Raw genomic sequence first — 12,426 nt, forward strand, 5'->3', positions numbered from 1 at the left:
CATTTTCCCTTATGAAAATAGCCTTCTAGGAAGACTTTTCTCCTAGAAGGCTCGATTTTAAAGTGTATCAAAAGTGGTCACGATGCGTTGGCAAACCTCTTCCAGTACTGACTTCGGCATAGCTACATTGAGGCGGGCATGAAGAGTTCCCTCCTCTCCAAAGTCCAAACCTCGGTTCAAGATAACCTTGGCTTCATTCTTCAAAAGCTCTTGCAAGCGGTCATCCGTTAGATCATAGTCTGAAAAATCAAGCCAGATTAAGTAGGTACCTTGCGGTTTCATGACCTTAATCTTAGTTTCGTTGCTCAAGACATCCACTACATAGTTAATGTGGTCCTCGATGACTTCTTTTAGCTCTCCTAACCAGTCCTTACCATAACGGTAGGCAGCTTCTGTCGCCAAATACCCCAAGCCTGAGATTTCATGTTGGTTATTGGTCAACTGGCGTTTTTGGAAAGCAACACGAAGCTTGGAATTTTCAATAATTGCATAGGAATTCTTGGTCCCAGCAATATTAAAGGTCTTAGTGGCACTGCTCAAGATAAGGGCAAAGTCTTTAAAAGCAGGATCAATGGTATTAAAAGACTGGTGTTTGTGACCAAAGAGTGCCAAATCTTGGTGAATCTCATCTGAAACCAACAAAACACCGTGTTTTTGGCAGAGACGGCCAATCTTTTCTAACACTTCCTTTTCCCAAACACGTCCACCAGGATTGTGGGGATTGCAAAGGATATAAAGCTTCACATCCTCTTCCACCAATTCCTTCTCCAACTGGTCAAAGTCAATCTCAAACATCCCGTCCTTTTCCACCAAAGAATTGGTAATCAATCTGCGATTGTTGAGTTTGACACTGCGGGCAAAAGGTGGATAGACCGGTGTGTTAATCAGAACAGCCTCTCCTTCTTTTGTAAAGGCTTGAATAGCTGTTGAAATAGCTGGTACCACTCCCTCGATAAATACGAGGGCATCCTTGTCAAAGTGATACTCGTGTTGACTGGCTTCCCATTCCTGAACCGATTCAATCAAAGCATCGCTAGCATAGGTATAGCCATAGACCAACTGATCTGCGTAGGCTTGTACAGCTTGTCGAACCTCAGGCAAAACCACAAAGTCCATATCCGCTATCCAGGCTGGTAAAATTTCTCGATCAGCTTCCGCTTCTTTCCATTTATAGGTATGGTGCCCAAAACGATTGGGCAGGCTTGTAAAATCATATTTTCCCATATCTGTCTTATCCTTCCAAGGCTTGGCGCAAGTCCGCAATCAAATCTCTAGCATCCTCAATCCCAATAGACAAGCGCAGGAGGTCATCTGTTAAGCCATAAGAATGGCGCACTTCTGCTGGAATATCCGCATGGGTCTGCGTCGTTGGATAAGTAATGAGACTTTCTACCCCACCCAAACTTTCTGCAAAAGAGAAGACCTTGAGGCTGTTCAATATGTGAGGAATACGTTTCTCATCCACTACTTTAAAGGAAATCATACCCCCACGTCCTGTATAGAGCACTTCCTTGACAGCAGGTGAAGCCTTCAAAAAGGCAACCACTTCTTGGGCATTGGCTGTAGAACGCTCCATACGAAGAGACAAGGTCTTAAGACCACGAATCAACTGATAACTATCAAACGGTGACAAGACCGCCCCTGTCGTATTAAGATTGTAGAATAGTTGTTCATATAGTTCTAAACTATTAGTCACAACTACCCCAGCTAAGACATCATTGTGCCCTGCAAGGTACTTGGTTGCCGAATGAAGGACAATATCCGCACCATCTTCGATTGGTCGTTGGTAAATCGGACTGTAGAAGGTATTGTCTACGACTACTTTAGCACCCTTGTCATGAGCTAGTTTGGCTAGTTTTGCAATATCAAATTCCAACATCAAAGGATTGGTTGGCGTTTCGATGTAGAGAACATCCACATCATTTTCCAGCTCAGCAATCAACTCTGCTTCCGTATTGGCATAGGTAAAATGGAAACGGCCTTCTTGCTCCACTTGGTTGAACCAACGGAAAGAGCCCCCATAAAGGTCACGAACAGCCAATACTTTACTCCCTACTGGAAAGACACTAAAGGCCAGTACAATCGCAGCCATACCTGAGCTTGTCGCTAGGGCATAATCTGCTGACTCAATAGCCGCCAAGACCTCCTCCGCCTTACTGCGAGTTGGATTTTTAGTACGCGTGTAGTCAAATCCCGTAGATTGACCGAACTCTGGATGCTGATAAGTGGTTGAAAAATGAAGCGGTGTCACCAAGGCACCTGTCGCTTCATCTGACTTGATACCCGCCTGGGCCAGAATTGTGTTAATGTGTCGTTCTTTGCTCATACAATACCTCCAAATCTATAGTAACTATTGTACCACTTATTTGCATCAAGTCATTTTCTTCTTTTCAAGAGCTAGTTATAGTTTCAAACTATACAAAAACGATAGTTTCCTAAGAAACTATCGTTTATCCTGTTGAATAGACTGGTTATTTAACGTGTTTTGCCAGTTCTTCTTGGGCTTTTTTATTTGATTCTTCTTTTTCTTTTAGCCATTTTTCTTTCGCTTTTTCATACTCATCAGCCGTTACAGTCTTATCTTGTAACTTGAGGTACTTGTATGATTCGACACCCTTATTTCCAGCTTGTGAGAATGGCGATGAGAATGGAACTGTCTTTCTTAAGGTCGGTGTTCCACCCTGAGAAACGTTTGGAATTGCAAGGGCGCTATCAACGAGCCAAGCTTGAATTTCAGCATATTTTTCATAACGTTTTGCTGGTTCTTGCTCCTTGTTCGCTTCTTCTAGCATTTGAGTGTAAGTATCCAGACCAACTGCCTTAGCCTTGTCATTGACCTCACCTGGTTCTAGACCAATGTTTTGCAACATACCACCGTTATTGACATTTAAGATATCAAGATAACTTGATGGATCCAAGTAGTCCGCACTCCAACCGCCATTATAGATATCAAAGTCTTTTTGAGCTGCAGTTTGAGCTAGGTAGCTAGAGTTGTCAAAGTCATCTGTTGATAGCTGTTGGATATCGATAACCACATTCTCAGCTCCTAGAACAGATTCGATGGATTGTTTCAAAGAACTTGCTTCAAGTACACCTTTTTTAGCTGATTGGTCAACAGATACATCCAAGTGGATTGGGAATTGCACACCCTTAGCTTCCAATTCTTTCTTAGCTTCTGCAAATTTAGCCTTAGCCTTGTCAGGATTGTAGTATGGATCTTGCGCATCTGCAAAATTGATTCCTTGCCATTCTTGACCATAGTTGACCATCTTTTCTGAAACAACATCGCCAAAGTCTTTTCCGTTGATACTTACAAATGTTGGAGGTACAACCAAGTTACGAATAATCTTCGTTGCTCCGTCCTCCCCTTGAGATTGTGCTCCATAGGCTGTACGGTTATAAGCATAGTTGAAGGCTTGACGGAAGTTTTTATTCAGAACTGCTTCTTGGGTTGATTTCTTTTCGATATCTGATGTTTTAGACGTGAAATTATAAGATTTTCTGTCCAAGTTGAAGTTCAAGTAATAAGAAGTTGCGTTTTGCATACTATAGATGATATTATCCTTGTTCTTCTCTTTAATGCCTTCAAAGCTTGAGCTATTTGGATAGAGACGCGCGTAGCTGTATACTCCTTCTACAAAGTTACGTGCTAGTGCATCTTGATCACTACCATCATAATAGGCCAATTTCACATCATCCACAAAGACATTTTTTTCATCCCAGTAGTTGGGATTTTTCTTGAATTCGATAACAGATTTTGAAACAAAAGATTTCATTAAGAAAGGTCCATTGTACAAAATACTAGAAGGGTCTACCTTACCAAAGTCATCCCCTTTTGATTTTAAGAAATCTGCATTGACAGGGAAGAGAATGGTTGAAGTTGTTTTAGAATTCCAATAAGATTCTGGACGTGTCAAAGTGTACTGAACCGTTTGGTCGTCAATCGCCTTAACACCGACAGTTGAAAAGTCAGTTGTTTTCCCGTTGATATAGTCATCCAAACCTGCTACCGAGTCTTGAACCAGGTACAAGGCTTCGGATTTTTTATCAGCAGCATATTTCAAACCTGTCACAAAGTCTTGGGCCGTTACAGGGGCGTATTCTTCACCCTCATAAGTATACCATTTTGCATCCTTACGCAATTTGTAAGTATAGGTCAAACCGTCCTGAGAAACAGTCCAATCCTCTGCCAACGATGGAACATAGTTACCGTATTGGTCATTTTCCATCAACCCATCCACCAAATTGGTCACGATGTCATTGGTTGTTGCACGGTTTTCTGCAAGATAGTTCAAACTAGATGGATCACTAGAGTAAACATAATTGTATGTTTTAGATGAACTTGCTGAGTTCCCACATGCGCTTAGTAGGATACCCGCGCTTAACACGACACTTGCCAGTGTCAGATACTTGGCCTTAGACTTTTTCATTTCCAGAACCTCCTGTTTTAGATATTTGCCTTATTATACAGCTTTAGTTTTATTTAGTCAAGTAATTCCTGTCACAAAAGGTCGAAATTATATTATTTTCTCTACAAATTTTAGAATTTTATCTATTTCGTTAGGTATATGCAATACGTAGTGTAATATTTTTACCTCTTATTCCTAAGTGCTTTAAAAGCTGTCTTGTAATTTGAATATTCTTTTTGACGGTGATTAATAAACAGTAAGACATCATTAAGTTCTTTGGAAGGTTTAGAAATGGAAATCCATCAAAAATAAAATTGATGGGCATCCACTCCTTTTCAGACGCTATTTCAAACTTTTCTTAAATCTAAATCCTATATCAATAATATCCTTGAATCCCTTCATTTCAATACTAAGTTGGAAGCAATCAGCAAGAATATAAGATATCTAGTATTTGATTTTCAAAAATTTAGAGTGATAATTCTCGTTACTTTGAATATTAGAAAAGAGAGAATCAATCTGACTCTCTCTCATGCTTAGTTAGATGTCACTCTCCACAGTTGACAAAGATCCAAAAACCCCAGATAGCCTTAGGCCATCTGGGGTTCTTGTTTTCATCGCTAAAATGATATCAACAATTTCATTTTAGTCGATTTTTGGGACTTAGTCTTCTAAATCCATTTCAGAAGCTGCTGATTTCTTCTTGCCAAGAAGAGAGGCAGTTGCCAAGGCAGCTACTCCTAATCCAAGACCAGCAAATTGGTTACTTGCAGTTCCTGTATTTGGAAGTTTTCTACCGTTTGAACGTCCTGGTCCAGCAGGTTGTTGTGCAGGAGCTTGTGAGTGGTTCAATGCACTTGAGATTGAAGCACTGTCAGACAAGCTAGCTGAGGTACTTGCGCTGTTGCTCAAGCTTGTGCTTGCTGATTCAGATGCACTGATTGAAGCAGATACACTGTTGCTCAAGCTTGCTGAAGTTGAGGCATTGCCTGAACCATTGCTTGTACTTGTTGAACCTGAACCACTACCTGAGTTGTTGCTTGCGCTGATTGAAGCAGAAGCTGATTGGCTTGCTGATACAGATGCTGAAGTGCTTTGACTTGCAGATACTGATGCGCTAGCTGATTGACTAGCTGAGCCATTGCTTGTGCTTGTTGAACCTGAACCGCTACCTGAGTTGTTGCTTGCACTGATTGAAGCTGAAGCTGATTGGCTAGCTGATACAGACGCTGAAGTGCTTTGACTTGCAGATACTGATGCGCTAGCTGATTGACTAGCTGAGCCATTGCTTGTGCTTGTTGAACCTGAACCGCTACCTGAGTTGTTGCTTGCACTGATTGATGCAGAAATGCTGTCACTCAAGCTTGTGCTTGTTGAGACTGACTCACTTGCGCTGATTGATGCTGAAGTACTATCGCTCAATGACACACTTACTGATTTGCTGAGTGAAACTGATTCACTTGCACTTACAGATTCAAGGTAGCTAGGAAGGTTAAACTCTGGCTTAGATTCGCTTGTTGGATCACCCTTACTATAGCTGAATGAGTTAGATTGTTGTGACGCACTTGTACTCAAACTACTTGAAACGCTATTGCTAAGTGATGTAGATGTGCTTACGCTGTTACTCAAGCTTACTGAAGTACTTGTTGAAACTGAAGTACTACTTGAGTTGTTGCTTGCTGATTCAGATGCACTGATTGAAGCAGACACGCTGTTGCTCAAGCTTGTGCTTGCTGATTCAGATGCACTGATTGAAGCAGATACACTGTTGCTCAAGCTTGTGCTTGCTGATTCAGATGCACTGATTGAGGCAGATACGCTGTTGCTCAAGCTTGTGCTTGCTGATTGGCTAGCACTGATTGAAGCAGATACGCTGTTGCTCAAGCTTGTGCTTGCTGATTGGCTAGCACTGATTGAAGCAGACACGCTGTTGCTCATGCTTGTGCTTGCTGATTCAGATGCACTGATTGAGGCAGATACGCTGTTGCTCAAGCTTGTGCTTGCTGATTGGCTAGCACTGATTGAAGCAGATACGCTGTTGCTCAAGCTTGTGCTTGCTGATTGGCTAGCACTGATTGAAGCAGACACGCTGTTGCTCATGCTTGTGCTTGCTGATTCAGATGCACTGATTGAGGCAGATACGCTGTTGCTCAAGCTTGTGCTTGCTGATTGGCTAGCACTGATTGAAGCAGATACGCTGTTGCTCAAGCTTGTGCTTGCTGATTGGCTAGCACTGATTGAAGCAGATACGCTGTTGCTCATGCTTGTGCTTGCTGATTGGCTAGCACTGATTGAAGCAGATACGCTGTTGCTCAAGCTTGTGCTTGCTGATTCAGATGCACTGATTGAAGCAGATACGCTGTTGCTCATGCTTGTGCTTGCTGATACTGAAGCACTGATTGAAGCAGATACACTGTTGCTCAAGCTTGTGCTTGCTGATTGGCTAGCACTGATTGAAGCAGATACGCTGTTGCTCAAGCTTGTGCTTGCTGATTGGCTAGCACTGATTGAAGCAGACACGCTGTTGCTCAAGCTTGTGCTTGCTGATTCAGATGCACTGATTGAAGCAGATACGCTGTTGCTCATGCTTGTGCTTGCTGATTGGCTAGCACTAATTGAAGCAGATACGCTGTTGCTCAAGCTTGTGCTTGCTGATTCAGATGCACTAATTGAAGCAGATACGCTGTTGCTCAAGCTTGTGCTTGCTGATTCAGATGCACTGATTGAGGCAGATACGCTGTTGCTCAAGCTTGTGCTTGCTGATTCAGATGCACTGATTGAAGCAGATACGCTGTTGCTCAAGCTTGTGCTTGCTGATTGGCTAGCACTGATTGAAGCAGACACGCTGTTGCTCAAGCTTGTGCTTGCTGATTCAGATGCACTGATTGAAGCAGATACGCTGTTGCTCAAGCTTGTGCTTGCTGATTGGCTAGCACTAATTGAAGCAGATACGCTGTTGCTCAAGCTTGTGCTTGCTGATTCAGATGCACTAATTGAAGCAGATACGCTGTTGCTCAAGCTTGTGCTTGCTGATTCAGATGCACTGATTGAGGCAGATACGCTGTTGCTCAAGCTTGTGCTTGCTGATGCGCTAGTTGATTGGCTAGCTGATACTGATGCGCTAGTTGATTGACTTGCAGATACAGACGCTGAAGCTGATTGGCTAGCTGATACTGATGCGCTAGCTGATTGGCTTGAGCTTACTGATGCGCTAGTTGATTCACTTGCTGATACAGATGCTGAAGCTGAAGCGCTTTGGCTAGCTGATACTGATGCTGAAGCTGATTGGCTTGCAGATACTGATGCGCTAGTTGATACAGATGCTGAAGTTGATTCACTTGCAGATACTGATGTGCTTGCTGATTGGCTTGAGCTTACTGATGCGCTAGTTGATTCACTTGCTGATACAGATGCTGAAGCTGAAGCGCTTTGGCTAGCTGATACTGATGCTGAAGCTGATTGGCTTGCAGATACTGATGCGCTAGTTGATACAGATGCTGAAGTTGATTGACTTGAGCTTACTGATGCGCTTGCTGATTGGCTAGCTGATACAGATGCTGAAGTTGATTCACTTGAGCTTACTGATGCGCTTGCTGATTGGCTTGCACTTACAGACGCTGAAGCACTTTGGCTAGCTGATACAGATGCTGAAGTTGATTGACTTGAGCTTACTGATGCGCTTGCTGATTGGCTAGCTGATACAGATGCTGAAGTTGATTCACTTGAGCTTACTGATGCGCTTGCTGATTGGCTTGCACTTACAGACGCTGAAGCGCTTTGGCTAGCTGATACTGATGCTGAAGCTGATTGGCTTGCAGATACTGATGCGCTAGTTGATTGACTTGCAGATACTGATGCTGAAGTTGATTGGCTTGCACTTACAGACGCTGAAGTTGATTGACTTGCAGATACTGATGCTGAAGCTGATTGGCTAGCTGATACAGACGCTGAAGCTGATTGGCTTGCAGATACAGACGCTGAAGCACTTTGGCTAGCTGATACAGATGCTGAAGTTGATTGACTTGCAGATACTGATGCGCTAGTTGATTCACTTGCTGATACAGATGCTGAAGCTGATTGGCTAGCTGATACAGATGCTGAAGTTGATTGACTTGAGCTTACTGATGCGCTTGCTGATTGGCTAGCTGATACAGATGCTGAAGTTGATTCACTTGCAGATACTGATGTGCTTGCTGATTGGCTAGCACTAATTGAAGCAGATACGCTGTTGCTCAAGCTTGTGCTTGCTGATTCAGATGCACTAATTGAAGCAGATACGCTGTTGCTCAAGCTTGTGCTTGCTGATTCAGATGCACTGATTGAGGCAGATACGCTGTTGCTCAAGCTTGTGCTTGCTGATGCGCTAGTTGATTCACTTGCTGATACAGATGCTGAAGCTGAAGCGCTTTGGCTAGCTGATACTGATGCTGAAGCTGATTGGCTTGCAGATACAGACGCTGAAGCACTTTGGCTAGCTGATACAGATGCTGAAGCTGAAGCGCTTTGGCTAGCTGATACTGATGCTGAAGCTGATTGACTTGAGCTTACTGATGCGCTAGTTGATTGGCTTGCAGATACTGACGCTGAAGTTGATTCACTTGAGCTTACTGATGCGCTAGCTGATTGGCTTGCAGATACTGACGCTGAAGCACTTTGGCTAGCTGATACAGATGCTGAAGCTGATTGGCTAGCTGATACAGATGCTGAAGTTGATTGACTTGAGCTTACTGATGCGCTTGCTGATTGGCTTGCACTTACAGACGCTGAAGCACTTTGGCTAGCTGATACAGATGCTGAAGTTGATTGACTTGAGCTTACTGATGCGCTTGCTGATTGGCTAGCTGATACAGATGCTGAAGTTGATTGACTTGCAGATACTGATGCGCTAGTTGATTCACTTGCTGATACAGATGCTGAAGCTGATTGGCTAGCTGATACAGATGCTGAAGTTGATTGACTTGAGCTTACTGATGCGCTTGCTGATTGGCTAGCTGATACAGATGCTGAAGTTGATTCACTTGCAGATACTGATGTGCTTGCTGATTGGCTAGCACTAATTGAAGCAGATACGCTGTTGCTCAAGCTTGTGCTTGCTGATTCAGATGCACTAATTGAAGCAGATACGCTGTTGCTCAAGCTTGTGCTTGCTGATTCAGATGCACTGATTGAGGCAGATACGCTGTTGCTCAAGCTTGTGCTTGCTGATGCGCTAGTTGATTCACTTGCTGATACAGATGCTGAAGCTGAAGCGCTTTGGCTAGCTGATACTGATGCTGAAGCTGATTGGCTTGCAGATACAGACGCTGAAGCACTTTGGCTAGCTGATACAGATGCTGAAGCTGATTGGCTAGCTGATACAGATGCTGAAGTTGATTGACTTGAGCTTACTGATGCGCTTGCTGATTGGCTAGCTGATACAGACGCTGAAGCTGATTGGCTTGAGCTTACTGATGCGCTAGTTGATTCACTTGCTGATACAGACGCTGAAGCTGATTGGCTTGAGCTTACTGATGCTGAAGCTGATTGGCTTGAGCTTACTGATGCTGAAGTTGATTGACTTGAGCTTACTGATGCTGAAGCTGATTGGCTAGCTGATACAGATGCTGAAGTTGATTCACTTGAGCTTACTGATGCGCTTGCTGATTGGCTTGCACTTACAGACGCTGAAGCGCTTTGGCTAGCTGATACTGATGCTGAAGCTGATTGGCTTGCAGATACTGATGCGCTAGTTGATTGACTTGCAGATACTGATGCGCTAGTTGATTGACTTGAGCTTACAGATGCTGAAGTTGATTGACTTGCAGATACAGATGCGCTAGTTGATTGGCTTGCACTTACAGATGCTGAAGTTGATTCACTTGCAGATACTGATGTGCTTGCTGATTGGCTTGAGCTTACTGATGCGCTAGTTGATTCACTTGCTGATACAGATGCTGAAGCTGAAGCGCTTTGGCTAGCTGATACTGATGCTGAAGCTGATTGGCTTGCAGATACAGACGCTGAAGCACTTTGGCTAGCTGATACAGATGCTGAAGCTGATTGGCTAGCTGATACAGATGCTGAAGTTGATTGACTTGAGCTTACTGATGCGCTTGCTGATTGGCTTGCACTTACAGACGCTGAAGCGCTTTGGCTAGCTGATACTGATGCTGAAGCTGATTGGCTTGCAGATACTGATGCGCTAGTTGATTGACTTGCAGATACTGATGCTGAAGTTGATTGGCTTGCACTTACAGACGCTGAAGTTGATTGACTTGCAGATACTGATGCTGAAGCTGATTGGCTAGCTGATACAGACGCTGAAGCTGATTGGCTTGCAGATACAGACGCTGAAGCACTTTGGCTAGCTGATACAGATGCTGAAGTTGATTGACTTGCAGATACTGATGCGCTAGTTGATTCACTTGCTGATACAGATGCTGAAGTTGATTGGCTTGCACTTACAGACGCTGAAGTTGATTGACTTGCAGATACTGATGCTGAAGCTGATTGGCTAGCTGATACAGACGCTGAAGCTGATTGGCTTGAGCTTACTGATGCTGAAGCTGATTGGCTTGAGCTTACTGATGCTGAAGTTGATTCACTTGAGCTTACTGATGCTGAAGCTGATTGGCTAGCTGATACAGATGCTGAAGTTGATTCACTTGCAGATACTGATGTGCTTGCTGATTGGCTTGAGCTTACTGATGCGCTAGTTGATTCACTTGCTGATACAGATGCTGAAGCTGAAGCGCTTTGGCTAGCTGATACAGATGCTGAAGTTGATTCACTTGAGCTTACAGACGCTGAAGCACTTTGGCTAGCTGATACAGATGCTGAAGTTGATTGACTTGAGCTTACTGATGCGCTTGCTGATTGGCTAGCTGATACAGATGCTGAAGTTGATTCACTTGAGCTTACTGATGCGCTTGCTGATACAGATGCTGAAGCTGAAGCGCTTTGGCTAGCTGATACTGATGCTGAAGCTGATTGGCTTGCAGATACTGATGCGCTAGTTGATTGACTTGCAGATACTGATGCGCTAGTTGATTGACTTGAGCTTACAGATGCTGAAGTTGATTGACTTGCAGATACTGATGCTGAAGTTGATTGGCTTGCACTTACAGACGCTGAAGTTGATTGACTTGCAGATACTGATGCTGAAGCTGATTGGCTAGCTGATACAGACGCTGAAGCTGATTGGCTTGAGCTTACTGATGCTGAAGCTGATTGGCTTGAGCTTACTGATGCTGAAGTTGATTCACTTGAGCTTACTGATGCTGAAGCTGATTGGCTAGCTGATACAGATGCTGAAGTTGATTCACTTGCAGATACTGATGTGCTTGCTGATTGGCTTGAGCTTACTGATGCGCTAGTTGATTCACTTGCTGATACAGATGCTGAAGCTGAAGCGCTTTGGCTAGCTGATACAGATGCTGAAGTTGATTCACTTGAGCTTACAGACGCTGAAGCACTTTGGCTAGCTGATACAGATGCTGAAGTTGATTGACTTGAGCTTACTGATGCGCTAGTTGATTGGCTTGCAGATACTGATGCGCTAGTTGATTGGCTTGCACTTACAGACGCTGAAGTTGATTGACTTGCAGATACTGATGCTGAAGTTGATTGGCTTGCACTTACAGACGCTGAAGTTGATTGACTTGCAGATACTGATGCTGAAGCTGAAGCGCTTTGGCTAGCTGATACTGATGCTGAAGCTGATTGGCTTGCAGATACAGACGCTGAAGCACTTTGGCTAGCTGATACAGATGCTGAAGTTGATTGACTTGCAGATACTGATGCGCTAGTTGATTGACTTGCACTTACAGATGCTGAGTGGCTTGCACTTGCTGAAGCACTTTGACTAGCATTTGCTGAGCTTGATGCTGATTGGCTTGCACTGATGCTTGCTGATACAGATGCTGATGCGCTTTGGCTCGCACTAATTGACGCAGACTGGCTCGCGCTTGCTGAGATAGAAGCTGAGTTCTGGTTGTTAGATGCTGAAGCTGAGGCACTTTGGCTAGCACTTACAGATGCT

Annotated in this window: 17 protein-coding genes; 7 read left to right on the forward strand and 10 right to left on the reverse strand. The window is 43.8% G+C overall.

Features of this window, described 5'->3' with window-relative positions:
- Positions 1 to 57: 57 nt before the first annotated feature.
- The 5 genes from EJF26_RS04680 to EJF26_RS10255 form a co-directional block, all read right to left on the reverse strand.
- Positions 58 to 1,224, reverse strand: a complete 1,167-nt coding sequence (locus EJF26_RS04680) for a MalY/PatB family protein (RefSeq protein WP_000521330.1) — start codon at positions 1,222 to 1,224, stop codon at positions 58 to 60.
- 7 nt (positions 1,225 to 1,231) lie between these two features.
- Positions 1,232 to 2,326 (reverse strand): cystathionine gamma-synthase, encoded by a 1,095-nt coding sequence (locus EJF26_RS04685; protein ID WP_000032484.1) that lies wholly within the window; start codon positions 2,324 to 2,326, stop codon positions 1,232 to 1,234.
- Between the two features lie 145 nt (positions 2,327 to 2,471).
- Positions 2,472 to 4,430, reverse strand: coding sequence for a peptide ABC transporter substrate-binding protein (locus tag EJF26_RS04690; protein WP_000748534.1), 1,959 nt, complete (start codon positions 4,428 to 4,430; stop codon positions 2,472 to 2,474).
- A gap of 639 nt (positions 4,431 to 5,069) precedes the next feature.
- A complete protein-coding gene (locus EJF26_RS10250; protein ID WP_185962796.1) occupies positions 5,070 to 5,318 on the reverse strand; it encodes an LPXTG cell wall anchor domain-containing protein in 249 nt (82 codons plus the stop codon).
- Positions 5,319 to 5,368: 50 nt separating this feature from the next.
- The gene (locus EJF26_RS10255) at positions 5,369 to 5,740 is read right to left on the reverse strand and encodes a hypothetical protein (protein WP_185962790.1); all 372 of its coding nucleotides are present in this window, start codon (positions 5,738 to 5,740) and stop codon (positions 5,369 to 5,371) included.
- A gap of 257 nt (positions 5,741 to 5,997) precedes the next feature.
- On the opposite strand from EJF26_RS10255, the gene EJF26_RS10260 reads away from it, so the two are divergent.
- Positions 5,998 to 7,539, forward strand: a complete 1,542-nt coding sequence (locus tag EJF26_RS10260) for a hypothetical protein (RefSeq protein WP_313904172.1) — start codon at positions 5,998 to 6,000, stop codon at positions 7,537 to 7,539.
- Positions 7,540 to 7,606: 67 nt separating this feature from the next.
- Here the strand turns inward: EJF26_RS10260 and EJF26_RS10265 are convergent, their stop codons facing one another.
- Positions 7,607 to 7,744 carry a hypothetical protein gene (locus EJF26_RS10265; protein WP_313904173.1) on the reverse strand — a complete coding sequence of 46 codons (138 nt, stop codon included), beginning with the start codon at positions 7,742 to 7,744 and terminating at the stop codon, positions 7,607 to 7,609.
- A gap of 14 nt (positions 7,745 to 7,758) precedes the next feature.
- Between EJF26_RS10265 and EJF26_RS10270 the strand changes: the two genes are divergently transcribed.
- On the forward strand, positions 7,759 to 7,917 hold the full coding sequence (locus tag EJF26_RS10270; protein WP_313904174.1) for a hypothetical protein: 159 nt from the start codon (positions 7,759 to 7,761) through the stop codon (positions 7,915 to 7,917).
- Positions 7,918 to 8,284: 367 nt separating this feature from the next.
- Here the strand turns inward: EJF26_RS10270 and EJF26_RS10275 are convergent, their stop codons facing one another.
- On the reverse strand, positions 8,285 to 8,458 hold the full coding sequence (locus EJF26_RS10275; RefSeq protein ID WP_313904175.1) for a hypothetical protein: 174 nt from the start codon (positions 8,456 to 8,458) through the stop codon (positions 8,285 to 8,287).
- A 134-nt stretch (positions 8,459 to 8,592) separates the two neighbouring features.
- Between EJF26_RS10275 and EJF26_RS10280 the strand changes: the two genes are divergently transcribed.
- The 3 genes from EJF26_RS10280 to EJF26_RS10290 all read left to right on the forward strand — a co-directional run bounded on the left by EJF26_RS10280 (position 8,593) and on the right by EJF26_RS10290 (position 10,479).
- The gene (locus EJF26_RS10280) at positions 8,593 to 8,943 is read left to right on the forward strand and encodes a hypothetical protein (protein WP_269642810.1); all 351 of its coding nucleotides are present in this window, start codon (positions 8,593 to 8,595) and stop codon (positions 8,941 to 8,943) included.
- A 495-nt stretch (positions 8,944 to 9,438) separates the two neighbouring features.
- Positions 9,439 to 9,783 (forward strand): hypothetical protein, encoded by a 345-nt coding sequence (locus EJF26_RS10285; RefSeq protein ID WP_313904176.1) that lies wholly within the window; start codon positions 9,439 to 9,441, stop codon positions 9,781 to 9,783.
- 495 nt (positions 9,784 to 10,278) lie between these two features.
- The gene (locus EJF26_RS10290; protein ID WP_313904177.1) at positions 10,279 to 10,479 is read left to right on the forward strand and encodes a hypothetical protein; all 201 of its coding nucleotides are present in this window, start codon (positions 10,279 to 10,281) and stop codon (positions 10,477 to 10,479) included.
- Positions 10,480 to 10,636: 157 nt separating this feature from the next.
- On the opposite strand, the gene EJF26_RS10295 is transcribed toward EJF26_RS10290, so the two are convergent.
- Complete coding sequence (locus tag EJF26_RS10295) at positions 10,637 to 10,846, reverse strand: hypothetical protein (RefSeq protein WP_313904178.1); 210 nt, start codon at positions 10,844 to 10,846, stop codon at positions 10,637 to 10,639.
- A gap of 218 nt (positions 10,847 to 11,064) precedes the next feature.
- Between EJF26_RS10295 and EJF26_RS10300 the strand changes: the two genes are divergently transcribed.
- Positions 11,065 to 11,235, forward strand: a complete 171-nt coding sequence (locus tag EJF26_RS10300) for an aminotransferase class-IV (RefSeq protein ID WP_313904179.1) — start codon at positions 11,065 to 11,067, stop codon at positions 11,233 to 11,235.
- Between the two features lie 489 nt (positions 11,236 to 11,724).
- Positions 11,725 to 11,895 carry an aminotransferase class-IV gene (locus EJF26_RS10305; protein ID WP_313904179.1) on the forward strand — a complete coding sequence of 57 codons (171 nt, stop codon included), beginning with the start codon at positions 11,725 to 11,727 and terminating at the stop codon, positions 11,893 to 11,895.
- A gap of 127 nt (positions 11,896 to 12,022) precedes the next feature.
- Here the strand turns inward: EJF26_RS10305 and EJF26_RS10310 are convergent, their stop codons facing one another.
- Positions 12,023 to 12,208 carry a hypothetical protein gene (locus tag EJF26_RS10310; protein ID WP_313904180.1) on the reverse strand — a complete coding sequence of 62 codons (186 nt, stop codon included), beginning with the start codon at positions 12,206 to 12,208 and terminating at the stop codon, positions 12,023 to 12,025.
- A complete protein-coding gene (locus EJF26_RS10055; RefSeq protein ID WP_185962791.1) occupies positions 12,209 to 12,415 on the reverse strand; it encodes a hypothetical protein in 207 nt (68 codons plus the stop codon). It lies immediately after the preceding gene.
- Positions 12,416 to 12,426: the final 11 nt, after the last annotated feature.

The sequence above is a fragment of the Streptococcus oralis subsp. dentisani genome (assembly GCF_007475365.1).
Taxonomy (GTDB): domain Bacteria; phylum Bacillota; class Bacilli; order Lactobacillales; family Streptococcaceae; genus Streptococcus; species Streptococcus mitis_AX.